22 protein-coding genes and 1 pseudogene are annotated in these 24,296 nt (G+C 56.8%); 2 read left to right on the forward strand and 21 right to left on the reverse strand.

What is annotated here, in order from left to right; all coding sequences use genetic code 11:
• Positions 1–87: 87 nt before the first annotated feature.
• The gene (locus ACF8R4_RS11075; protein ID WP_392492380.1) at positions 88–546 is read left to right on the forward strand and encodes a CatB-related O-acetyltransferase; all 459 of its coding nucleotides are present in this window, start codon (positions 88–90) and stop codon (positions 544–546) included.
• A 184-nt stretch (positions 547–730) separates the two neighbouring features.
• Here the strand turns inward: ACF8R4_RS11075 and ACF8R4_RS11080 are convergent, their stop codons facing one another.
• Positions 731–1,960, reverse strand: a complete 1,230-nt coding sequence (locus ACF8R4_RS11080; RefSeq protein WP_392492382.1) for a hypothetical protein — start codon at positions 1,958–1,960, stop codon at positions 731–733.
• A 585-nt stretch (positions 1,961–2,545) separates the two neighbouring features.
• On the opposite strand from ACF8R4_RS11080, the gene ACF8R4_RS11085 reads away from it, so the two are divergent.
• Positions 2,546–3,637, forward strand: coding sequence for a DUF6270 domain-containing protein (locus tag ACF8R4_RS11085; protein ID WP_392492383.1), 1,092 nt, complete (start codon positions 2,546–2,548; stop codon positions 3,635–3,637).
• 200 nt (positions 3,638–3,837) lie between these two features.
• Here the strand turns inward: ACF8R4_RS11085 and rfbA are convergent, their stop codons facing one another.
• The 20 genes and pseudogenes from rfbA to ihfB form a co-directional block, all read right to left on the reverse strand.
• The gene (gene rfbA, locus ACF8R4_RS11090) at positions 3,838–4,719 is read right to left on the reverse strand and encodes a glucose-1-phosphate thymidylyltransferase RfbA (RefSeq protein WP_392492420.1); all 882 of its coding nucleotides are present in this window, start codon (positions 4,717–4,719) and stop codon (positions 3,838–3,840) included.
• Positions 4,720–4,724: 5 nt separating this feature from the next.
• Positions 4,725–5,621, reverse strand: coding sequence for a dTDP-4-dehydrorhamnose reductase (rfbD, locus tag ACF8R4_RS11095; RefSeq protein WP_104834164.1), 897 nt, complete (start codon positions 5,619–5,621; stop codon positions 4,725–4,727).
• The gene (gene rfbB, locus ACF8R4_RS11100; RefSeq protein WP_392492385.1) at positions 5,618–6,688 is read right to left on the reverse strand and encodes a dTDP-glucose 4,6-dehydratase; all 1,071 of its coding nucleotides are present in this window, start codon (positions 6,686–6,688) and stop codon (positions 5,618–5,620) included. The genes rfbD and rfbB overlap by 4 nt, the downstream gene beginning before the upstream one ends.
• Before the next feature lie 102 nt (positions 6,689–6,790).
• A complete protein-coding gene (locus tag ACF8R4_RS11105) occupies positions 6,791–8,788 on the reverse strand; it encodes a nucleoside-diphosphate sugar epimerase/dehydratase (RefSeq protein WP_164524942.1) in 1,998 nt (665 codons plus the stop codon).
• A gap of 58 nt (positions 8,789–8,846) precedes the next feature.
• Positions 8,847–9,860: a glycosyltransferase family 4 protein gene (locus ACF8R4_RS11110; RefSeq protein WP_104834162.1), complete on the reverse strand. Its 1,014-nt coding sequence runs from the start codon at positions 9,858–9,860 to the stop codon at positions 8,847–8,849.
• Positions 9,857–10,846: an SDR family oxidoreductase gene (locus tag ACF8R4_RS11115; protein ID WP_104834161.1), complete on the reverse strand. Its 990-nt coding sequence runs from the start codon at positions 10,844–10,846 to the stop codon at positions 9,857–9,859. Before ACF8R4_RS11115 ends, ACF8R4_RS11110 begins: the two co-directional genes overlap by 4 nt.
• Positions 10,846–11,955, reverse strand: a complete 1,110-nt coding sequence (locus ACF8R4_RS11120; protein ID WP_392492388.1) for a DUF1972 domain-containing protein — start codon at positions 11,953–11,955, stop codon at positions 10,846–10,848. The genes ACF8R4_RS11115 and ACF8R4_RS11120 overlap by 1 nt, the downstream gene beginning before the upstream one ends.
• Positions 11,945–13,063, reverse strand: coding sequence for a glycosyltransferase family 4 protein (locus ACF8R4_RS11125; RefSeq protein WP_104834159.1), 1,119 nt, complete (start codon positions 13,061–13,063; stop codon positions 11,945–11,947). Before ACF8R4_RS11125 ends, ACF8R4_RS11120 begins: the two co-directional genes overlap by 11 nt.
• Positions 13,060–13,929: a hypothetical protein gene (locus ACF8R4_RS11130; protein ID WP_392492390.1), complete on the reverse strand. Its 870-nt coding sequence runs from the start codon at positions 13,927–13,929 to the stop codon at positions 13,060–13,062. Before ACF8R4_RS11130 ends, ACF8R4_RS11125 begins: the two co-directional genes overlap by 4 nt.
• On the reverse strand, positions 13,868–15,133 hold the full coding sequence (locus tag ACF8R4_RS11135; RefSeq protein ID WP_186723387.1) for a hypothetical protein: 1,266 nt from the start codon (positions 15,131–15,133) through the stop codon (positions 13,868–13,870). Before ACF8R4_RS11135 ends, ACF8R4_RS11130 begins: the two co-directional genes overlap by 62 nt.
• 2 nt (positions 15,134–15,135) lie before the next feature.
• On the reverse strand, positions 15,136–16,569 hold the full coding sequence (locus ACF8R4_RS11140) for a hypothetical protein (RefSeq protein ID WP_392492392.1): 1,434 nt from the start codon (positions 16,567–16,569) through the stop codon (positions 15,136–15,138).
• A 3-nt stretch (positions 16,570–16,572) separates the two neighbouring features.
• Positions 16,573–17,844, reverse strand: a complete 1,272-nt coding sequence (locus ACF8R4_RS11145) for an O-antigen translocase (RefSeq protein ID WP_104834156.1) — start codon at positions 17,842–17,844, stop codon at positions 16,573–16,575.
• Positions 17,845–17,853: 9 nt separating this feature from the next.
• Positions 17,854–18,960 (reverse strand): DegT/DnrJ/EryC1/StrS aminotransferase family protein, encoded by a 1,107-nt coding sequence (locus ACF8R4_RS11150; protein WP_104834155.1) that lies wholly within the window; start codon positions 18,958–18,960, stop codon positions 17,854–17,856.
• Entirely contained in the window at positions 18,953–19,423 is a 471-nt protein-coding gene (locus ACF8R4_RS11155; RefSeq protein WP_104834154.1) for an acyltransferase, read from the reverse strand. The genes ACF8R4_RS11150 and ACF8R4_RS11155 overlap by 8 nt, the downstream gene beginning before the upstream one ends.
• Positions 19,416–19,790, reverse strand: coding sequence for an FdtA/QdtA family cupin domain-containing protein (locus ACF8R4_RS11160; protein WP_225850706.1), 375 nt, complete (start codon positions 19,788–19,790; stop codon positions 19,416–19,418). Before ACF8R4_RS11160 ends, ACF8R4_RS11155 begins: the two co-directional genes overlap by 8 nt.
• Before the next feature lie 57 nt (positions 19,791–19,847).
• Positions 19,848–20,387, reverse strand: a pseudogene (rfbC, locus tag ACF8R4_RS11165) (dTDP-4-dehydrorhamnose 3,5-epimerase); the annotation flags it as partial.
• Between the two features lie 129 nt (positions 20,388–20,516).
• Positions 20,517–21,635: a Wzz/FepE/Etk N-terminal domain-containing protein gene (locus ACF8R4_RS11170; RefSeq protein ID WP_186723386.1), complete on the reverse strand. Its 1,119-nt coding sequence runs from the start codon at positions 21,633–21,635 to the stop codon at positions 20,517–20,519.
• A 150-nt stretch (positions 21,636–21,785) separates the two neighbouring features.
• Complete coding sequence (locus ACF8R4_RS11175) at positions 21,786–23,216, reverse strand: MBL fold metallo-hydrolase (RefSeq protein WP_186723385.1); 1,431 nt, start codon at positions 23,214–23,216, stop codon at positions 21,786–21,788.
• 102 nt (positions 23,217–23,318) lie between these two features.
• A complete protein-coding gene (locus ACF8R4_RS11180; protein WP_016715026.1) occupies positions 23,319–23,582 on the reverse strand; it encodes a lipopolysaccharide assembly protein LapA domain-containing protein in 264 nt (87 codons plus the stop codon).
• A 19-nt stretch (positions 23,583–23,601) separates the two neighbouring features.
• The gene (gene ihfB, locus ACF8R4_RS11185) at positions 23,602–23,904 is read right to left on the reverse strand and encodes an integration host factor subunit beta (protein ID WP_016715025.1); all 303 of its coding nucleotides are present in this window, start codon (positions 23,902–23,904) and stop codon (positions 23,602–23,604) included.
• Between the last annotated feature and the right edge of the window lie 392 nt (positions 23,905–24,296).

The raw sequence follows: 24,296 nt of genomic DNA on the forward strand, positions 1-24,296 counted from the left end.
CGTAAGCCTGCTACTGCCACACCAACAGCAGTTCCAAGCAAAAAAATTGTCGCTCCCTTTAAGTTTGCGATTGAACCCTATTGCCGCTTGGCCGTTTACGATAATTTATATTTCGTCGGTAGCTTTACCTATTGCATGTCCTCGATGCCAGCATCTGTGTCAATTGGGCGACATTGTTCTATTGCACCATGTTTTCGGATATTAGGACCTCATCATCCTCATGAAAGAATCTCATCATCGCCATTCACTTATAATAGAAAGTTTTTTGAGATTCATTCTGAGCTTGATGAAGAAGAAAGCTTCTCCCCTACCCCCTATAAGGGGACAGGTAAGTACGGAATAACCATTGGCAATGATGTATGGATTGGTGAAGGCGTTACGATTGCAGGCAGCGTCAATATTGGAGATGGCGCAGTTGTCGCAGGGAACTCGCACATCGAGAAAGATATTGAGCCTTATACAATTATCGGCGGAAATCCAGCGAAATTTATAAAGATGCATTTTGAATCACAAACCCTGATGGATAAGCTTCAAAAGGCCCAATAGTGGAAGTATAAAATTTTGGACTTTGGGGGCTTCGACCTAGAGCCCCCCAAAACCTTCATATCTCAACTCAAAAAAAAAATCGTAGCCGGCGCCATTAAAGAATTCAGTCCTACGAAAATAAAAGCACAAGACTTTTTGTAACCCATGCATGGCAGACCATCAAGTGATAGCCTGCCATAGATGTTCAAACTTGGCTTTTAACGCCAGCCTTTAAGTCCATGGGGACATTAAATAACTGGGAGCCTGCCACTTCTGAGAACGAAGCAAAATTCAGCTGTGACTTGGTACGGCTATACTCAAGGACTGAAGAAAGTAGATTCTGATCCACCCCCCAATTGAACCAATGCGGGTTATAGCAAGAAGCGAAGCCGAGTTCCATTAACCTGAAAAACTCTCTAGCTGCGTCGGTATTATTAACCCATACGCTGCCAGCCATACTTCTCAACCAAGGAAATGCCCATTGAGCACTCGTTTTGTTGTGCTGAAGAAAACTCACATCAATAAAGCTCAATTTATTGATAGCACCAGATGGATTCTGGTTTAACTGGAAATCCAGATCGGTAATCAATAATGGCAGACGATAGTTCTCGATCAGACGCCTTGCAACAAGGAATCTAGACTGAGCAAAATATGATTTCTTGTCCAGAACCTCGTCGATTTCTTCATAAGTCACATTCAATTCAGGGCAAAACCCTCTCGACTTAGTAAGAGCAGTGTCAATAAAGTCGAGGGCCTCAGACCGTTCCTTCACCCAGTGAACATGGATACCACCAAATACCCCAGATCCTTTTTCGGCAATCGACCTGGCATAATTCTCCAAAAACCGATTAATGTACAGAGCATTCCCTGCTACTACTGCAACTACTCCCCCAACGAAAGTGCGAGCCTCACTCAAAAATTTTAGCGAAGCCTCGCCATCATTAAAAAACGGCTGTTCAAAAGCAGCAAGGGCTGGCAAAGCCCGAGACAAACCCATGAATGCAGTTATGCAATTATTACGACCTACGATACTATTTGCCTTATTAAAATAGTAAACCCCTAGATCATAACGCCCCTCTGCGATATGAGATGCACCCAGCATCGCGTAAGCAGATGGAGTGTTAATTCCATTCCTTACATCCAATTCCAGCTCAGCAATAAGCTCGTCGACATCCGCCCCGGAACTGAGCCTGCTATCAAGCCTTGCAATTTTCGCTAGTTCATAAAGACGCTGTCGGCTGTGGGGCTTATCCGAAAAGTGCTGGTGCTTGGCCAGTTCTTCAACCTTCTGAATTTCAGTATCTGTTAATTTTTTTCCTCGGACTACACGCCACTGTTCAGCTGTAAGCTGATCGCAGAATGGCTTCCCTGCAGGTGACAAATCCGCTTCGCCTTTGGCAATAAGTTCTTCAGCAGCACTCAGAACGGTTTCCATTTACGGCCCTCGGCACAAAAGGAAACATGATATATCATTTGACCACAGAATTTCCATTACTATCACCTATCACCTGAACGATGAAGAAAGTCGTTTAAGCAAACAGCCACTGCGACTTGCTACCATTAGATAGGGCGCCTGTGCACCACTCATGCTTAAAGTTAACATGCATCGAACCACCGTATTCCAATCACCCCATTGAGTACTCACTACTAACATTGCGAATACCCACTCATGCCATCAATCCTTTTCGACCCTACATAAGATCACAAGGAAAAAAATGTGACCAAGCGCACCTAGCGTCGAAAAAAACTTGATCTCCCCAGAAAAAAATGATAATTAATCTTGTTAGCATGGAAATCTGATAGCTTTGATGCGCTCCTGCAATGCACTTGATTGATCTTACTTTAGACGTTATCAGCAACTTGCAGAGAAACAGGTGCTTAATCTATCGCAAGGAGCAGGAGTCAAGTGAACCATACGACAAAGCAGCTGTCTGCTGAATGTATTGACTTAACGTGATTTGTGAGCTGACGATGCCTGAAAATACGGTATTGAAGCTTACTTAAAAAGGCTTAAAAAATAGTGATCAAAAATTTACTAATATATGGTAGCTGCGTATCCCGAGACATTTTCAACTTGGAAGAAAGCCGGGATTTCAAGCTAGTTGATTACTATGCCCGCTCGTCAATGGCATCGCTGTGCAGTGACGCTTATGACAATGATGAGGCGTTGAGCCGCATTCCTTCAGCATTTCGCCGCCGGATGGTTTCATGTGACTTTTCAAAGGAGATCCTATCAGCCAAAGATAAGTTTTCAAATGCGGATGTCATTCTAATTGATTTGATTGACGAGCGATTTGACCTTATCTCCCTACCAACTGGGCAGCTACTAACGAACTCCAATGAGTTAGCTGAAAGTGGCCTCTTAGACGATGATGCTGCATTAGGCCATACCGTTATCAAACAAGGCTCTAATGAACGCCGTAAACTTTGGCTTCAGGGAATGCAAAAGTTTTTTGAATTCCTAACCGAATTAGGAAAGCTCGACCAAGTCATCATCAATAAAGTTTTCTGGTCATCTAGATTTGACAAAGTAACTGACAAGCCTTTTCCAGTAGCTCACGCAATAATTGAGAGTGCCAACCAAGAACTTAGCTGGATGTACGAGTCGCTAGGTGGCTTGTTGCGGAAGGATCAGTTCCTCGATTTCAGCCCGTCGCTATTGACCGCTGATGAGCAGCACCGCTGGGGCCCGTCACCTTTTCACTACTGCAACAGCTATTACAGAGAAGCGCTTGCGCAAATCATCACCAAAACAATAGCCCCTACCGAAGCGACAGATCATCTTCTATCAGCACCGCACTCCCCACTCGTTTCTTCAGGAGTCAAACTCAATGTTGCCGCCTATAAAACGAATAACGGGGTATTTGCGCATTGCTCTCTTGTCAAAGACGGGTCGATTCACGAATCCGGATGTTTCGCCTTTTATTTAGTTGTGAACGGTTCCCGTCATGAAGTACGCTGGTACGATACTTCCCCTAGTGCAAGGTTTGAGCTTCCGGAGAACACCTCCAACTTGGAAATCGTTGCATTCTATAAAGACATCCTGGAGGATCAGCTGTCTGCCAAATGTAGCGTCAAGCCTCTAGAAAGAGTGGAAGTTCTCAGTCGCTGAAAGCTTATAGGTATTAATAGTATAATCGTGACACATCTAAAAAGTGTCACGCCCCCCTAAAACAGCATATTAGCAACAGCCGAAACCTAACTCACCACACGAAATGCATCAAGATAAAAGGCATGTTGACCAGGCACGTACCTAAGTCCGTGCCAAGCCTTACTAAATTTGGTGGCGACAATCTGGCCTCGCCTATCGACTCAATAAACCCTATCCCCCACCAACCGCTTCAAATACTGCCCATACCCATTCTTGGCCAACGGCTCAGCCAGCTTCAACAGCTGTTCCGCCCCAATCCACTCCTGCCTGTACGCCACCTCTTCCGGGCAAGCCACCTTCAACCCCTGCCGCCGCTCAATCGTGGCGATGTACCCGCTAGCCTCCAGCAACGAGTCGTGCGTCCCGGTATCCAGCCAGGCATACCCGCGCCCCATGATCTCCACCGACAGCCGGTTCTGCTCCAGGTACACCCGGTTCAGGTCGGTAATCTCCAGCTCGCCACGAGGGGACGGTTTGATGCCTTTGGCAATCTCGACCACGTCCTTGTCGTAGAAATACAACCCGGTCACGGCATAGCTGGACTTCGGCTGGGCGGGCTTTTCTTCCAGGCTGATTGCCTTGCCCTTGTCATCGAACTCAACCACGCCATAACGCTCGGGGTCATGCACATGGTAGGCAAATACGCTGGCGCCTTCGTCGCGGCCCATGGCATTGCGCAGCAACTGCTGGAAGTCGTGGCCGTAATAGATGTTGTCGCCCAGCACCAGCGCCGACAGGTCGTTGCCGATGAACTCTTCACCAATCAGGAAGGCTTGTGCCAAACCGTCTGGCGAGGCCTGCACGGCGTAGGTGATGTTGATGCCCCACTGATGGCCGTCGCCCAGCAGTTGCTCGAAGCGGGGAGTGTCTTGCGGGGTGGAGATGATCAGGATGTCCTGGATGCCCGCCAGCATCAATGTGGTCAGCGGGTAGTAGATCATCGGTTTGTCGTACACCGGCAACAGCTGCTTGGAAATTGCCAGGGTCGCTGGGTGCAGGCGGGTACCCGACCCGCCCGCCAGAATGATGCCTTTACGCTTCATAGTGGTCATTTCTCGTGAATTTCCTTGAGCATGCGGGCCACTCCCTGGCGCCAGTCTGGCAGAGTCAGGGCAAAAGCCTTCTGCAGTTTGTTGGTATCGAGACGCGAGTTAGCCGGTCGCTTGGCCGGGGTCGGATAGGCATCCGTGGTCAACGGGTTGACCTGTTCGGCCTGGACCTTCAGCGCCACACCTTGTGCCGCAGCCTGCTCCAGTACGTAGCGGGCATAGCCGCACCAAGTGGTTTCGCCACCGGCCGCCAAGTGGTACAGGCCGGCCATGGCCGGGTTGCGACGGGTAGCGGTGATCGCGTGGGCAGTAATGTCGGCGATCAGTTCGGCGCCGGTCGGGGCGCCAAACTGGTCGTCGATCACGCCCAGACTGTCGCGCTCGGCGGCCAGGCGTAGCATGGTCTTGGCAAAGTTGTTGCCGCGGGCGGCATACACCCAGCAGGTACGGAAGATCAGGTGCTGGCAGGCGGCAGCTTGGATGGCTTGCTCACCCGCCAGCTTGCTTGCGCCGTAGGTATTCAGCGGGCCGACAGTGTCGTCTTCGCGCCAGGCCTGGGCGCCCTGCCCCGGGAATACGTAGTCGGTGGAGTAATGCACCAGCAGTGCGCCGCAGTCGGCTGCAGCACGGGCGAGCACCCCCACGGCCTCGGCGTTTACCTTGAAGGCCAGTTCGCGCTCGCTTTCTGCCTTGTCGACGGCGGTGTAGGCAGCGGCGTTAACGATGACATCGGGGGCATAGGCACGCACGGTTTCGGCCAGGCCTGGCAGGTTGGCCAGGTCGCCGCAGTGCGACTGGCTGCGGCTGTTCAGCGCCAGCACCTGGCCCAGCGGGGCCAGGCTGCGTTGCAGCTCCCAACCTACCTGGCCGTCCTTGCCCAGTAGCAGAATTTTCATGCCGAACGCCCTGCGTAGTTCTTTTCAACCCACTCGCGGTAGCTGCCAGACTGTACGTTCTGCACCCACTCCTGGTTGTCGAGGTACCAGGCAACGGTTTTGCGAATGCCGGTTTCGAAGGTTTCGGCGGGTTTCCAGCCCAGCTCGCGTTCCAGCTTGCGGGCATCGATGGCATAGCGGCGGTCATGCCCGGGGCGGTCGGTCACGTAAGTGATCTGCTCGGCGTAAGGCTTGCCGTCGGCGCGCGGGCGCAGTTCGTCCAGCAACGCGCACACGCGGTTGACGATTTCCAGGTTGGGCTTTTCGTTCCAGCCGCCCACGTTGTACACCTCACCGGTGGTGCCGGCTTCCAGCACACGGCGGATGGCGCTGCAGTGGTCCTTGACGTACAGCCAGTCGCGAATTTGCTGGCCGTCACCGTACACCGGCAGTGGCTTGCCGGCCAGGGCGTTGACGATCATCAGCGGGATGAGCTTTTCCGGGAAGTGATACGGGCCGTAGTTGTTCGAGCAGTTGGTGGTCAGCACCGGCAGGCCGTAGGTGTGGTGGTAGGAACGCACCAGGTGGTCACTGGCAGCTTTGCTGGCCGAGTACGGGCTGTTGGGCTGGTACTGGTGGGTTTCGGTGAAGGCCGGTTCGTCGGCGGCCAGCGAGCCGTATACCTCGTCGGTGGACACATGCAGGAAGCGGAACACGGGGCGCGCCTGTGCGTCCAGGCCTCCCCAGTAAGCGCGCACGGCTTCCAGCAGGCGGAAGGTGCCGACGATGTTGGTTTCGATGAAGTCTTCGGGCCCATGGATCGAGCGGTCGACGTGGGACTCGGCGGCGAAGTTGACGATCGCGCGCGGTTGGTGCTCTTGCAGCAGGCGGGCTACCAGGTAGGAGTCGCCGATATCGCCATGCACGAAGATGTGGCGCTTGTCGCCCTGCAGGCTGCTGAGGGTTTGCAGGTTGCCTGCATAGGTGAGCTTGTCGAGGTTGACCACGGGCTCATCGCTACCGGCCAGCCAGTCCAAGACGAAGTTTGCGCCAATGAAGCCCGCACCACCCGTTACCAAAATAGTCATTGTTCAGTTCTTCCCAATTCCTGCTTTCAAACTTCACAGCGTTTGAAGTTCATGTGGGCGCTCCTGTGCCGGCAACGCCTGTTTTATTTGTCAGTACCGCGTTCAGGGCTCTAGCCGCCGGCGCTGGTACAGCCAGTCCACAATTTCCCCGCCGGGCACGTAGCCGCTCACGGTGTCGCGCAGCAACTGGCGCACGGTGGCAAAGTCATCTGCCGAAGTTGCGGCCCTCAATGCATCCAGGCGTTGTTTCAGCACATCCCAGGGCAGGTAGTCTTCGTTGGCGCTCATGATCATGGGGTGGCGTGTGGCAATCACGTTGTCGCCAATCAACAATTCTTCGTACAGTTTTTCGCCTGGGCGCAGGCCGGTAAAGTTGATGGCGATATCGCCCAGCGGGTTTCGCTCGGAGCGGATACTGAAGCCAGACAGGTGAATCATTTTTTCGGCCAGTTCCACAATTTTTACGGGCTCGCCCATGTCCAGCACGAACACGTCGCCGCCCTGCCCCATGGAGCCGGCCTGGATCACCAACTGCGCGGCCTCGGGGATTGTCATGAAGTAGCGGGTGATTTTCGGGTGGGTCACGGTCAGTGGCCCACCGTTTTTGATCTGTTTGTGGAACAACGGGATGACCGAGCCCGACGAACCCAGCACATTGCCGAAGCGCACCATGGTGAAACGGGTTTTGTTCACCTGCGACACATTCCCGGTCTCGCCCATCAGCACCGGCGCCAGCTCGTTGCTGAGGGCCTGCAGCACCATTTCGGCCAGGCGCTTGGTGCTGCCCATGACGTTGGTGGGGCGCACGGCCTTGTCGGTGGAAATCAGCACGAAGTTGGACACGCCAGCCTGCAGCGCCGCCTGGGCGGTATACAGGGTTCCGAACACGTTGTTCGACAGGCCCTCGGCAATGTTGTGCTCGACGATGGGCACGTGCTTGTAGGCGGCGGCGTGGTACACGGTATCGACCTGCCACGCACGCATCACGTCCAGCATCTTGGCCTGGTCGCGGACCGAGCCCAGTATCGGAATCAGTTGCACGGCCAGGCCTTCGCGCAGGATACGTTGCTCCAGTTCGCCAGCGATGGTGTACAGGTTGAATTCACTATGCTCGAACAGCAGCAGCGTACGCGGAGTTTGCCCCAGGATCTGGCGACACAGCTCGGAACCGATCGAGCCGCCAGCCCCCGTCACCATCACGGTCTGGTCGATGATGCAGTGCTGCAGCAGGTCACCTTGTGCCGGTACCGCGTCACGGCCCAGCAGGTCGGCGATGTCCACTTCCTGGATATCGTCCACTTTCACCCGGCCGCTGGCCAGGTCCATGAAGCCGGGCACACTGCGCACGTGCAGCGGGTAGCCTTCAAGCAGGTTGAGAATTTCGCGGCGGCGACTGCGGCTGACCGAGGGCAGCGCCAGCAGGATTTCTTCGGCCCCGGTGTCATCGATCATGCGTTGCAGCTGTTCTGGCTGGTACACCTGCAGGCCGGCGATCACCCGGTCGGTGATGCTGGCATCGTCGTCGATGAACGCCACCGGGCGCATGGCCTTGCCCATGCGCAGGGCCGCCACCAGCTGGTTGCCGGCAGAACCGGCCCCATAGACGGCAACCCGTGGCAGGCCGTCGTCGCGGTTGGCAAAAGGCACATGTTGCACGGCGGTGGCGAACCAGTCACCGAGGAAGTACTGGCGCATGGCCAGGCGCAGGCCGCCGACCATGATCAGGCTCAGCCACCAGTAGTTGAAGGTGATAGAGCGTGGCACCACGTTCTGGTGGTTGCTGGCCCAGTAAATGATGAAGCCCAGAATCAGCGCCGACAGGGTCACGGCCTTGATGATGGCGATCAGTGCATCATTGCCGAAATAGCGCATCACCGCCCGGTACAAGCCGAAGCGGATGAATAACGGGATGGAGATGATCGGTGCCGTGATGAACAGCCAGGTGTGGTCACGAACAGGATTGGCCAGGTCGTCGATACCCAGGCGCACGACAAACGCCAGCCACAGCGCGAACCAGACCAGAATCACATCAGTCGCTACCTGAATCAGCCGTTTGTGGCGCCGAGGTAGTCCAAGCAGTCTTGAGCGCAGCTTATCCATAGAACCTCTGAGGGCTTTCCAACGTGACATGTCTACAGTCTTCGTCCTATCACTTTAGCTAGTGTTCGAGCTCACCGGCGCGCCAGCGCACGGCCAGATACGCCAATGGCAGGTAGGCGATGATCACGCCCCACACGCCGTCCAGGCCCAGCAACAGCACACACAGGGCCACGGGCAGCAGCCAGAACAGGTTGAGCGCGGCCACCGCCAAGGTCACTGGCAGGTGCTTGCCAAAATGACGAGAGGCAAACTGGTAGGCGTGGCTGCGGTGCGCTTCGTACACCTTGTCACCGCGCAGCAAGCGGCGGATCAGGGTAAAGGTGGCATCTACCACGAACACGCCCAGCAGAATCAGCCAGCACCAGAACAATTGCGGTGAGGCCCAGGCAGCCTGCAGCGACAAGCCCGCCAGCACGATGCCAAGGAAGCCGCTGCCGGCGTCGCCCATGAAGATCTTGGCAGGCGGGAAGTTCCAGAACAGAAAGCCCAGCGTGGCCGCCGCCAGCAGCAGTGGCAGCACCATCAACTGCGGCACACCGGCCAGGGCCGATAGCAGCACCATGCTCAGGCAGGCGGTGACCGCTTCGATGCTGGCAATGCCATCGATGCCGTCCATGAAATTATAGAGATTGAGCATCCATACGGTGTAGAACGCCGCCAGTACGTAGCCGAACCACTGCAGGTCGAGGGTAAAGCCAAACACCTGCAGCGGCGCCAGACCACCCAGCCAGTACAGCATCCACACGGCTGCGGCGAAGTGGCCGAGCAGGCGCCAGCGAGCGGCGATGTGGCCGTGGTCGTCCATGAAACCGATGACCGCAATCAGCGCCCCCGCACCACCAATGGCCACCAGCGCCGCCAACGGCACGGCATCGGCCATGCCCAACACCGGCAGGCTGGCCAGAAAGCTCAGCACAATGGCCACACCGCCACCCCGTGGGGTAGGCACAGTGTGCGAACTACGCGCATTGGGCACGTCGATGATCTGCTTGTTCAGTGCGTAACGCCGCAGCGCTGCGGTCAGAAGCAGAGATGCCCCTGCGACCAGGGGAATAAGCCACCATGCCATCATTTGTCTTGCTCTTTCAAAAAGTTGAGTGCCGTGGCCCGCAGTGCCTGGTCCACATCCAGCGGGGGCTGCCAGCCCAGCAGCGTACGGGCTTTGCCACTGTCTACCTGCAGCGACCCGCACAGCCGCTGAGCCACGCCACCCTTGCCGGCTAGCGTTGCCGCCCCCTTCAACCAGGCGGCGGGCACCGGCAGCAACCTGGCGGGTTTGCCCAGTGCCTTGCCCAACCGTTGCAGCAACTCGGTGGTAGACAGGTCGTGGCCGTCGCTGGCCAGGAAGGTCTGGTTGGCGGCCGCTGGATGGTCGATGCAGGTCACCAGCAGGTCCACCAGGTTGTCCAGCGCCACCAGGCTACGCTTGTTGTGTATGGCGCCAAACGGCAGCGGCACACCTTTGCTCAGCCAGTTCATCATGCTGCGGAAGTTGGCTTTCACACCTGGGCCGTACACCAGCACCGGGCGCACGATCACCACTTCCAGGCCGGTTTGGGCCGCCAGTTGGCGCAGACCGTCTTCGGCTTCACGTTTGGAAATGCCGTAGGGGTCCGATGGCGCAGGTGCTTCGTCAGCAGTGAACGGCTGGCGGCCGTCGGTGGTTTCGCCATTCACCTTCACCGAGCTGACAAAAATGAAGCGTCGAACACCGGCCTGGGCCGCAGCACGGGCCAGGCTAAGGGTGCCCTCCACGTTTACCCGGCGGAACTCGGCCAAGGGGTCGGCGGCGGTTTCGTGCATGACATGCACGCGGGACGCCAGGTGGATTACGGTATCCACCTGCTCGAAGTGCCCCGATGCCGCGTCCACCGTCGTCAGTTCGCTAAACGACCGGTAGTCGACACCTGCCAGCTGCTGGGCGGGCAATTGCCGCACCAGCGCGCGCGGTGCCCAGCGCGCACCTTCAGCGAGCCGCTGCAGCAACACCTTGCCAACAAAACCGCTACCGCCGGTGGTCAGGACGCCTGGGCGTTGGGCGTTGTCTTGCCCGGCCATCAAACTCTCCCCACTTGGCCCAGCAGGCGGGTGAACACACTGCGGTACTGGTCTGCCACCACCGACCAGCGGTAACGGCGGTTGGCAATTTCATGCAGGCTCGCCGACAGTTGCGCACGCGCGGGTTCATCACCCAGCAGTGCCTGCACGTGCTTGCGTAGCGAGGCGCTGTCGGCAAAGTACAACGCCTGGTCCTCGGTGGTGGCGCGGTTGAACGACACGTCGAAAGCCACCACCGGCAGGCCCAGCCACATGGCTTCGACCAGCGACGGGTTGGTGCCGCCAGCGCTGTGGCCATGCAGGTACACCGTGGCATTGCTGCGCAGCGGGCTTAACTGCTCCACATCGTAGATCGGGTCCAGCAGGTGAATGTTGCTCACCCCTTCATATTGCTTGCGCAGTTGTACGCCGTACTCGCTGTGGTTCCAGTTGCCGACGATCGCCAACGGCATGCCAGACCCGGCAAAGGCCTTGAGAATGACGTGGATGTTGTTCTCCGGTTCGATACGACACACCGTGAAAGCGTATGGCGCCCCCAGGAACGGGTACGCCTGGCGCGCTTGCCCGGTTGGCTCACCCGCACGAGCCTGGTCACCACCATAGGCAATCAGTTCACTGGGCTTGTTGTATTCGGCGGTCACGTACTCCTGCAGCACCTTGTTGTCGGTGATGACCGCATGGGCAAAGCGCACGGCCACGGCTTCAGAGAGCTTCAGGAACCAGCGAGCGAAGTTGGACCATTTGGCGCGTTTCCACTCATAGCCGTCGATGTTCACCACGATCGGCTTACGCGTCAGCAGGCGCATGAATGGCAAGGCGATACAGCCGGAAACACCCAGAATCAGCATCAGGTCGTGCTTGCGGTAGGCGTGCAGCATGCTCAGCACGTCGTACGGAATGCTTTGCACGCCATTGGCCTTGAGGTTCAGGTAAACCAGGCGGGCACGCTCGAAAAACTGCGGGCGCTCGGGGTAATGCGGTGCGCTGCAATAGACGGTGAGCTCGCAGTCACCTGGCAGGTTGCGCACCAATTGTTCGGTCAACGTTTCCCAACCACCGTATTGGGCGGGCAAACCTACCGTACCAATTACTGCAATCTTATAGGTCATCAAACACCATCACGATATTTTTCTGGAAGTTGGCGGTGGAAAACTCACTCGCTTTCATGCGTGCGCGCTCGGACAGTGCCTGGCACAGCTGTGGGTCCTGCGACAGGTGCGCAACCGTACGCACCAGTTGTTGATGGTTTTTCGAGTCGATCTGATAGCCCTCAACCCCATCACTGACCAGCTCCACCGGGCCGCCTACCGGGGGCACGATAGTCGGGATGCCAAAAGCCATCGCCTCAAGTATGGTCAGGCCAAAGGTTTCGACACAGACGTCAACAAGGGACAGGTTAAGTACTAGACTGGCGCGCGCGTAGAACTGGATAACATCCGAAGTAGCGGAATTCAAAGTCAGATTTTCCGGTAATATCAGAGATCGAAAATAGTCGTCTACCTCTTCCTGGCTAGCGCTCAGTACCAATGTGAACTTGACCTGAGGGTGGTCAGCCATAGCCGATGCCAACGCCACGAACTCGTTAACGCCCTTATAAGCTTTCAGTGACGTTAGCATTAAAACGTGAAACAGCCCATCATGCAGGTGCTGATAGACGGTTGAAGTAGCTTGTCGCTGAAAGGATTCGGCCAGCCCATTGTAGATCGTAATCGCCGGGACGCCCTTTATCGCATCATGCTGTTGTAAATACTTCGACACATACACTACTTTGCTGGCACAGCGGCCGATAACCCATCGAAGGAATTTCTTTAGCACAGGCGGTTTTATCGACGTCTCGTGCAGATGATAGACCACAGTCGCCCCCCGAATCTTACCTGCTAGAGCAGCGCCAAAAGGCATCATCGTATTGACCAGAACTACCGCGCCTGGCCGCAATCTTCGGGAGAGGACAGTAAAGAGAGCAACCTGGGAACAGAAGTATGCCAGTAACGTAAGCCACCGGTTGCCAAACCGTCTGTAACCGTATTTATAAACGGGCACATTCAGTTCGTCCAGCACGCCTCGCCCATTGCTTCCAACATACAGAGTGCATGTATTACCCTGCCCAGCAAGGGCAATAATAGTCTGCGCAAGCATACGTGGGCTGCCACTGAAATCGTTCAGGAGGTGGGCACAAATTATCGGCTGCTCCGCATCGCGCTTTTGTCCGCTGTTCATTTCGTCATCTCCCTATCGAAAAACAATGCCTTCAAGAATGAGGGGCGACGGTAAGCCAGGGTCTTACGTACAGCGGCATATAAAAGATATGTATTCAACAACGTTTGTACGGCTAGCGAGTGCGATTCAAAACTGATACGCAGACCTCGGACCATTTCCTCGAACCTGAACAAAGCACGCGCTGGGGTATCGGCACTGTGCTCTGACAAGTCATGTGCAATTGTCACGTCCAACAGATACGCTTTGGGAAAAACTTTCTCATAACGAATAAAAAAATTACTGTCGGTGGCATAAAACCGAAGACGCTCGTCATAGAACGGTAACATTTTCTCAAAGCAAGCTTTGGTAAAGATCAAACCACTATTGATTCCCAACAGATTTTTTGAGGGTACCACACCAGGCCTGACGGAAGGCGTCAAGCGCCCCTTGAACAACCAACGAGATCCAGGACTGACCAACTGATTATTACTCATCATTCTTGGAAGGTACACACCAATCTGATTGCCATCCGCCGAGTTACGTACTTGCTTGATCTGCTCCAGACAGTGCAACAAACTCACATTAGAGTAGTTAGTGTCGTCGTCCGAAATCATGAACAATTCGACCCCGTTGGCAAATGCATCAGCTGCGACATGATTGTAAATCGTGGACAGGCTCTGGTTATCCGCCTCATACCAACGCGCACCCGGAGTAGGCTGCGCTAGGCCGGGCGAGTTATTCCAGACGTGTAGCTGCAGGTCGATACCCTCACCATCCAGCAGTACCTTCTGCGCGAGCAATGACTGTAGCGCAACAGAGTCTTGGCTAGCTTTCCGGTATAGAACGATCAGGACTGCCAGGATCAGCTTTTGTTTTTCTTTTTTCACCAATGATCACCATCACCACGATCGCGAATATGTAAAGGACCACACTGTTCGTATAAGACTGGAAAAAGAACGAACTCAGGAAAAATGGGTAACTGGCAATGACGAAGTTGCCCAATCCGTTTTTCCACGAACTGGCATATGGCCTATCCCGGACGATAATCGCCACCAGCTTGTGATACCACAGAATCAGACCGGCCATGATCAGCGCCCCCACCCAGCCGCAGGTAGCCAGCAAATTTAGCCAAAATGAATCGAACCAATGTGGCTGTCCCGGCCCTACTGCACCAAAACCATAACCCAGTGGGTGTACGCTTAACACCTCAAACATGTGCAGCCACTGGCGCTCGCGGTCCAGCGCGGATAGGTCCTGGGTATAACCCATCGATAGATACGCAAAAATTGCCACGGTGACTGCAACAAACTGCAAATAACCGAGCAGCGAGATCAACCAAGTCGTCCGAATTACCCGAGCTACCACCAGCATCGAGCAGACACAGATCAGGCCGATCATTGCCGTGCGCACTGAGCCAATCGCGATCAGTCCACATAGCAACAAGAACGCACCGCTCAAGAGCAGGCGCCGAGCCAGCGACCAATTGCGTCCACTAAGCAACACCGCCAGCGTCATGGCGGCGGTATTAAGGATTACTGCTGAAAATTCCAGTGTTCCCGTGAAGAAGCCGGATACACGCGGAATACCCTCACGCATGGAATTGTAGGGCTGCAACTCATACCCTTTGGCGGTCAGCAATGGCCAGTACCAAAACTGCTCAGGTGCGGCAACGGTCAGGTACTGGTATAGCGCATATACACCGGTCAACACGCTCATGGCCAATACCGACCAGTACACGTGGCGCAGCTTTTTCTCGGTCGACACCGCCTGTGCCCAAATGGCCACAGCCATGCCGACAAACACCGGCACAGCCAGCGCTCGGAACATGCGCACCGATCCCGCACTCAGGTCGCCAAACAACAGGTACAGGAAAGCGAAGAACAGCACAATCAGCAATGATCGCCCGACTTCGAGGTTAACCATGCCACGCGTAGTGATGCTGGCCAAGGCCCGCAACACCAGCCACATGACCAGCAACAGGCTGATCATTTCGCGCCAGCCGGCAAAAACGCTGCCCAGCCCCAATGTCAGCACGATGTAATCGCTCATGAAGAGCAGACAGAACAGCACGCCGATAAAGATCTTGATCACACTCACCCTCGCGCTCTGGCAAACCTGGCCAGCCGCAACAGCGTGACCTTGATCAGGATCTTGATGCGCGGCACCCAAGCGTAGGAAAGCAGCGCTCGCAACGCCAGGTTTGTGTCCGTACGGCACAGGGCGTCGAAGACATCCGCAGGGACCATGCTAGTGACCTTACCTGTCGGTTTCATGAAATCGAGGTTGCCCGACCACGGCAGCATGGCCGCCAGCTGGTTTTCGCTGTATTCACCCCGTTCGATGCAAGCCAGGTACCGCGCCTTCACCGCTTCTACCGAGTTCACCTGGTGCACGGCATCGACCACCGATGCACTGGGCTGCGGCTGCTCGATGCTGGCCAGCAACTGCTCGACGCTGGCCACCTTCAGGCTGTCGGCGGGGGAATAGCCCTGGATCGGCGCAACCAGCCCGACACAACGTCGGCCCTTGAGCAATTGCTCGGCGAACGCCGTGCCGCCGGGTATAGGGTAGCTGTCCAGGTAGAAGTCAGCTTTCTCGGCGAAGGCCAGGTAATCCTTGTAAGGCAAGTGCCGGCGGATGAAAAAGCGCGTGGGGTAACGCAGTTTCACTGTCCACCACCAGGTGTTGGTCAGCGGGTTGGCACCAATGATCCAGCATTCGGCGTTCGGAAACCTGTCGAGAATAGCCGTGATCGACGGGCGCATGTCCAGGCCGCCATGGGGTTTGTACTTGGCAGCAGAGGCTGCGCTGAACACCTTGATTCGCTCATGCGTGGGCACAGCATCCGGTACTTTTGCACCGCTGGTCTCGATCGGGATCGCCAGAAAGCTCTTCTGGCAGGTGAGGTGCTTTTTCTTGTCCAGATGATGCCCGTAGGCGCTGATCTCGAAATACACATCGGCCACCGAAGCGCCGAAGCTGAAGACGTGGTCTGCGTGGTTGACGAAGTACACCGTCACCCCAGCGCTACGCTGCAGTTTCAGCAGGCCACACGCTACAGTGGTGATGATGTCGTCCGGGTGGATGTGCAGCACCACCTTGTCGTATTGGGCCAGGGTGTCGACGATGGATTGCAGACGGGCACACGGGTCATCGCCACGCGCCTGTTCAATATGGGCAAAAAAGCCGGCCAGCCGTTCGAGCACCTGGGGTTTGGCGCTGCGTGTAACCAACAGGTCCACAGGCCCCTCGTGCATGTGCGCCAGGCGCTCCATCAGCCGGGTGTGCCCGCCTTGCAGGTAGGGCTCGCTGACCACGTGCAGGCAGCCCCGCGATAGGCCATTGGTGGCCGGCACCGTGACCAGGCTGGCGCACTGCGCGGTCAGGTGGCGCTCCAGTGACGCTGCCTCGTAGATGTTCAAGTCCACGGCCCAGAGCAGCGCACCATAAACTTGCGCCTGAGCCAATGCCGGCCCGGGTGCGGCGTTCAGTATGCGTGCCTGCAGCTGCTCCACCACTTGTTTCATTGCTCAGCTCCGTGCCGAATCAGCGACAATCGACGGCAACCGGCGAAAGACCGCGAAATACATGACGATCGCGTACAACAGGTAGTTGACGGCGTAGGCAAGTGTGACCTTGTCATAACCCCAGAGTTGCGTGAGGTACACCGTCAAGGCGTAAAGCGAGAGCGTAGCGAGGATTTCCGTCACAAGGTACAGCCGCGTCAATGCCTTGCCCAGCATCAGGTAGGCCATCAGCCAACTGGCAATCTTCAGGCTGTCGCCCACCATCTGCCAGGCGAACAGTTCGCGCATTGGCAGAAACGAATCGGAAAACAGCACCTGGATGATGAAGTCGCGCAGCAAATAGATAACCAACCCAGCCAGGATGGTCATGGGCAGGATCAGTTTGTAGCCCTGCAAAATTTCCTTGCGCAGCTCGCCGGCATCCTTGATTTCGGACAACCGTGGCAGGTAATAAACCGCCAGGGTGGTGGTAATCAGCATCAGGTATGCCGAGCTCAGTCGCCACATGGCTTCCCAATAGCCCGCTTGCGCCCAGCCGAAGGTGTTACCCAGGTAGTCGCGCAGGAACACATGGCACACCGGCAGGGAGCAGGCCGTGACCACGGCCATCAACGCAAATCTCGACAACCGCGCCAACGCCTGGCGATCCAGCCGTCCAAAGAAATCGGCAAGCTGGAACCAGGGCGTACGCATGCAGATCAGCAAGGTAGCCACGAAACTCAGCGACTGGTACACCGCCAAGGCCACCAGCGCACCGTACAACCCAAGCTGAATGGTCAGTACACAGGTGACTACCAGCGAAATCAGGCTACCGAAGATATTGGCCAGCACATAACGCGGCACATCCTTCTTGCCGTTGAGCACGCCAAGCAACAACGAGTTGAAGGCAAAAAACACCAGCGTGGCGGCAAACCACAGCAGCACGGTCGCCAGCGATTCATCGTTGAAGAACCAACCGGCCAGGGGCTTGCGCAGCACGATGATCAGCACCGCAAGCAGCAGCGAAACCAGTACCGACAGTGTACCGGCGGTTCTCCAAACCTTGCGTTGCTCTTCGGGCTGTTCGGCGAACTCCGCCGTGTATTTGGTTACGCCAGTGCTGACGGCACCGCTGGCCAAGGTGGTGAACATGGTCACCGCATTCTGCAGTTGGCCAATGGCCGCGTAACCGGCTGGCCCTACGTACAGGGCCAGCACTTTGTTCAGGCCAAGCAGGGTGGCCATCTTCACCGCAACCGCTATCGCATTGAGCAGGCTAGTTCTGATAAGGGTCATACCCAGCACTCAAGGACGCGAAAAGCTGTTGCAAGCGTCAATGACATGCTGGATAGAGTCCACAGTCAGGGTAGGGTCCATGGGCAGGCTCAGTACCTGCTCATGCAACCGTTCGGTCAGCGGTAGCGAAAGGTCGGCCAACTGCGGGTAGGCCTGTTGCCGATGCGGCGGTATCGGGTAATGCACCAGGGTTTGCACTCCCTGTTGTGCCAGGTGCTGCTGCAACTGCTCACGGCACTCGCTGCGCACCACGAACAGGTGCCAGGCGTGCTGGCCGGCGACGCCCGGGTCAGGCAACTGGATGGCCGGGTTGTCGATGCCGGCCAGGTACTGCTGTGCAACCTGCTGGCGCAGGCGGGTCTCGCTGTCCAGGTACGCAAGCTTCACGCTCAACAGCGCCGCCTGTAGCTCGTCCAGACGGCTGTTCACGCCCTGATAAATGTTCATGTATTTCACATGCGAACCGTAGTTACGCAGCGACTTCAGGGTCTCTGCCAGCGCATCGTCGTTGGTGGTGACTGCGCCGGCGTCCCCAAGTGCCCCGAGGTTCTTGCCCGGGTAGAAGCTGAAGCCCGAGGCATCCCCCCAGGCACCCGCCCGCCGCCCGTCCAGCTCGGCACCGTGCGATTGAGCAGAATCTTCCAGCACCAGCAGGTCATGTTGCTTCGCGAACGCGTTGATCGCCGGCATGTCGGCAAGCCGGCCATACAGATGCACCGGCATGATCACGCGGGTGCGTGGAGTCAGTGCTTGTGCAAGGTTGTGCGCCCCCAGGTTGAAGCTGCCTTCATCAGGCTCAACCAGCACGGGCACCAGCTTGTTCTCGGTGATAGCCAGAATGGTGGCAATGTAAGTATTGGCGGGTACCAGCACCTCGTCGCCTTCGGCGATACGCCCCAACTGCTTCCAGGCACGCAAGGTCAGAATCAGCGCGTCCAGGCCGTTGGCTACACCAATGCAGTGTTTTACCCCACAGTAGCTGGCGAACTGGGCTTCGAACTGCTTGAGCTTCTCACCCATGATGTACCAACCCGAGTCGATGACCTCGGTGCAGGCATCGATCAATGCCTGACGGTATTGTGCGTTCACACCTTGCAGATCGAGAAACTTAACCATTGCGGTCTATCACCCTGATAATTTTTGCTGGATTCCCTACGACAACGGCATAAGGCGGGACGTCTTTGGTCACCACTGCCCCTGCCCCCACCATGGCGTACTCGCCAACGACGATGCCTGGCAACAACGTGGCATTGGCGCCAATACTGGCCCCACGTTCCAGGGTAATGCCATTGAACTGCTCCGGGTAAACCTTGGAGCGCGGCATCACGTCGTTGGTAAACGTGGCATTGGGGCCGATGAACACGTCATCGGCAATGCGGGTACCGTCCCACAGGTAAACGCCGGACTTGACCGTCACGTTATCCCCAAGCACCACATCACCTTCAATCAGGGTATGGGCGCAGATGTTGCAATTACGCCCGATTTTCGCACCGTTCATGATCACCACGAATTGCCAGACCCGGGTGCCTTCGCCGATAGCATCGCTTTTCACATCGGCCAGTTGATGAATGCTAGGCATTGCGCTTCAGCTCCGTGAACGTGGTGTAGTCACGAATGTAGTCGCCCTCGTCGTAATGTGCGTCGGCCAACACCAACAGCACGCAGTCGGGGCTGAAATCATGCATTTCGTGCCAGACCATGGGCGGAATCAAAATGCCCTTGTTGAAAGCGTCCAGCCAGTGATCTGTGCGGGTGGTACCGTCATCCATGAGCATCCGGCAACGCCCGGACACGCAGATGGCCAGCTGGTTGAGTGCCTTGTGCGCGTGAAAGCCACGGGAAACCCCTGGCAGCGTCTCGGTAAGGTAGTACACGCGCTGTATGGCGAATGGCACATTGTCCAGGGCTTGAAGGGCCACCAACTGGCCACGGTGATCACCCAGCACCTTGAACAGTTCGATCTGGGCCAGCGCCCCTTCTTCGGCGGAGTTCAGGTGGTGCCGGAACGACGGGGCCTGGTTGTCTTTCTCACTGACGATGAGGCCGTCGCGCATTGGCCAGTCAATGGCCAGGTCTGGGTCATCCCAGTGAATACTGCCTTCGGCGTCCTTGTTGTACACATCCGTGGTTTTGTACAGAAAGTGCGTTTCGTCCTCCAGAGCGATAAAACCGTGCGCGAAGCCTTCGGGAATCCACAGCATACGGTTGTTGCGCTCGGTCAACTCGACCCCTACCCACTGCCCGAATGTTGCCGAGCCTGGGCGGATATCGACAGCAACGTCATAGGCCGCACCGCGCACTACCCTGACCAGCTTGCCCTGCGCATGCGGTGCGCGCTGAAAATGCAGCCCGCGCAACACGCCACGATGGGACATCGAGTGGTTGTCCTGGACGAACGCACGGGGCTTGCTCAAGCCCAGCTCCAGCAGTGCGCCATGAAAGCGGGTTTCATTGAAGGTTTCCGTGAACCACCCGCGATCATCCTCGTACACGGCGGGTTCCACTATGACAACATCAGGAATGTTCGTTTGAACAAGCTTCATCGGTAAACCTTTGGCATGATTTTTTTGTGAGGGCCCGTCGCGCCGCCCCCTTTATTCCTGCAGTTTCACCGTTTACACGGCAAAAGTCTCTCGCTAAATGCGACCTGCGCGTTGCTATTCATTTTTGGGTCAGGCCCGGCGCCTTTGCAAATTCTGCATGGCATATTTCAGGGTTGCAATCAGGCAACCGAGGGCCAACCCAACAATTACACCCAGGGCAATGATCAAGTTCCGCTTGGGTTTAATCGGTACATCAGGCTGCTCTATGGTGCCGTCAAGCTGATAAACACTCACATGGCGCTCCGCCCCTACCATCCCTTGATAAAACTGCTGTTTGGTTTGCACTTCCCTGAGCTCGGGAATGAACGCATCTTCACTTTTACGCTGCTGCAAACTGGCAATTTCAGCGGCCAGCGCCTTGCTACCGCGCATGTAAGTCAGCTCGCCGTCCATTTTGCCAGACAGCGCCCTGGAAACTTCACCGCTTATCAGCGGCGGGTTTTGCAGGCCAATGGCCGTTGCAATCTGCAGCGCCTCTTGTAAGCGGGTGATCTTGTCCTCACGTTGCTGCTGGCCGCTTTCACGCAGGTTGTCGAGTTCCAGTTGCAGTGCATTGGCACGGACCTGAGCCTCCCGGGTGGCATCGTGCAGGACTTCGGCCTTGGCGGCGGCGCCGGCCTTCTCGACATAAGCGGTTGCCCACTGGGACGCCACGGCAGGGTCACGCCCACGGAAGGCGACATAGGCGCGCGGAGGCTCACCCGCCAGTTGTACGACATCAAAAGAGCCATTGAACGCAGCATACAATGCCCCTTGCGCCCCTTGCCCCGCCACTACGGAGGGCATGTAAACTTCTTTAAAGAACTGACGTCGCAGTGTTTCACCGTTCAGATGTTCAACGAAGATGTCAAAAACCTTACGCGACGTGAATGGCTCCAACCCAGTCTGCTGGGTGCGGCCATAGTTGAGATCTGCTATATCACTTGTCGCCGGTGCCGCCAAAAATATTTTGGCCTCATAAACGGGTTTGGCCAACAGCGCATAAGCCAGTGCAACTGCCGTGACGACTACCGTGACCAGAAAGATGAGTAGCTTTTGCCGCCACACCCCTTCCAGAAACTCCAACAGGTCAACTTCTTCACTATTGCAACTGCGGCGCTCAAGGTCATTGCGCATTTCTTGTGTTTTTCCTTGGGTCTGACTGCGTACACGGTTTCTGGCATACCAAAACATCACGAGCGACTGCATCGAACTCGGCAAGGCGCACGCCCTCATGAGGGTAGCGGCATTATGCCAACATCTTACACATCCAGCGCCAGGGTTAGTCGCAGTAGATAAACGCTGCCGGGATTAGTTCCCACCTTGCGTCGGCCAGCTCACCGTTGTCAGACCAAGGGTTCAGGGGACGAAGACCTCCAGACTTTCACCCGCCCGCTCTGCATGCTGCATCAAGGCCTTGTGCAAAGCAGCCTTTGCGCCCCTCTCACCATGCACCAACAGCACCCTGCCAGGCTGCACCTGACCACCCAGCGCAAACTGCACCAAACCTGCCTGATCAGCATGTGCGGAATACCCCGATAGCGTCATGACTTTCGCCCGCCGGTCGTACATTCTTCCGTCCAGATCAATCTGCACGAACCCTTCCGCCCCCTCGCTAGCCTGAATCACCGCCCCCGGCGTGCCCTTGGCCTGATAGCCCACAAACATCACCTCGTGCCGAGGGTCCCCCAGCATGGCCTTGAGATAATTGACGATACGCCCACCCGAGCACATGCCATTACCGGCAATCACGATCGCCGGGCGCCCGGTGCTCTTGAGGTAGTTGACCACCTGCTGGTGGCGGGCATGGGTGTCTACATTGATCAGCTGGCTGAAACCCAGCGGGTCGCGCCCCTCGGCCAGGCGCGCCCTGGCTTCGGCATTCCAGTAGTCGTGTAAGTTTCGATACACGCTGGTGATGCGCTGAGCCAAAGGCGAGTCGAGGATAATGGGCAGTTGCGACCAGTCAATCGGGTCGCCATCGGGGCCCGGGCCGGCGCTACCCAGCAATGCCTTGCGATGAAGTATGCCTTCCAGCTCGTACAGCAGCTCCTGGGTGCGACCCAGGCTGAACGCCGGAATGAGGAGGGTGCCCTTGTCGGCCAAGGCACGATCGATGGCCTCTTCCAGCCGCTGCCTGCGGTCGCCGACATGCGGATGCAGGCGGTCACCATAGGTACTTTCCAGCACCAGCACGTCGGCGCGCTCTGGCGGCTGTAGCGGGCGCAACAAGGGATTGCCACACGCCCCCAGGTCACCAGAAAACACATAGCGGCTACTGGATTGCCCATACTGCATGTCGCACTCGACATACGCCGAGCCCAGCAGATGGCCCGCGCGCTGCAAGCGAATGCGACAGCCAAGGCCTGGGCGCTCGACCAGCGTGTGCCACTGCTCGAACGGCAGGGGCACGATAAGGTCGCAGACGAATTCGAGGTACCGCGCCACCTGCGCGGGATCACTGCTGACGCTCAGCTTGTAGGCGTCTTCCAGCACCAGTGGTAGCAGCTGTGCGGAAGGCTCACTGCAGAGGATGGGGCCGCGGTAACCGGCGGCCAGCAGCGCAGGGATACGACCAACGTGGTCCAGATGCACATGCGTGATGATCAGGGCCTCGATGCCCTGCACGTCAAAGCCGAGCGGCGCAGCGCCTGCGCCTTGCGCTGCCTCGGCGCCCTGCTCCAGGCCGCAGTCGACCAGCAGGCTGGTAAATGGAGCGAGATGGAGTTGGTGACAAGAGCCAGTAACGCTGCGGGTACCACCGTGATGGGAAAGGCTGGGATAGTCCATGCTGCGCACACTCACCTGGGCCAAAAATGAAGTGCGCTATTACTCCACGACGACCAGAGCATGCATAGGTGACGCTTTCCCAAGTGAGCGTAGGAAATTTCCCTAGTTACCGCTCAGTGCCGCCTGCCGGGCAGACGCCCTGATCTTGCGCTTGCTGCGCTGCACGCCGTAGGCACCCAACAATGGCCCGACTGCCAGGCCAATCACCAGCGCGGCCAGCACCAGCACAGCAACCGGCATTGCCGGGGCAGCCCAGCCGAACAGGACCAACGACACGGTTTGCTGGTTTTCCAGCACGAAGAACAGCACCACGGCCGCCAACAGCAGCACGAATACCGCCGCCAGGGCGCGCTTGAGGTTACGCATCAGATTGCTCCTTGAGGGATCAGGTGTGAACCTCATCATGCTCGTCTTCATTGACCCGGTCGCGCAACTCTTTGCCGGGCTTGAAGTGCGGCACGAACTTGCCTTCGAGGCTGACCGACTGACCGGTCTTCGGGTTACGGCCCACGCGTGGGGCACGATAGTGCAGCGAGAAGCTGCCAAAACCGCGGATCTCGATGCGATCGCCGGTAGCAAGGCATTGTGACATCTGCTCAAGCATGGTCTTGATGGCCAGCTCCACGTCCTTGGACGAGAGCAGCCCTTGATGGGTGACAATACGTTCGATCAGCTCCGACTTCGTCATATTTTTCCCTTCGTTATCAAGCAGCTAGATCATTGCTTAACCAGTTTGTAGCACGCCGGGAAGGTTTTGAACAGGGCGGTTCTTGACTTAATAAAAAAATTCAAGATTGAAGTTTTACAAGAATGGTCTAGCCAGCGAGAGCTTTTAGGTGTCCGACGATAGATTTGCATTGGAGCGGCAATCGAGCGCCGCCCGCGCGGCGCATCGCGAGCTGCGCTCGCTCCTACGTTTGTTTCGGGCCAGTAACGCCTGTGACAGGCGCGCGCGACTGCCTTGTTTGTACGACGCGATATCTGGCCATGCGCCAAGGCGTACGCGCGCCAATCCCCCCAGGAATAATTGGCCCGAAACAAACGTAGGAGCGAGCGCAGCTCGCGATGCGCCGCGCGGGC

Source organism: Pseudomonas sp. FYR_2, assembly GCF_043106425.1.
Taxonomy (GTDB): domain Bacteria; phylum Pseudomonadota; class Gammaproteobacteria; order Pseudomonadales; family Pseudomonadaceae; genus Aquipseudomonas; species Aquipseudomonas monteilii.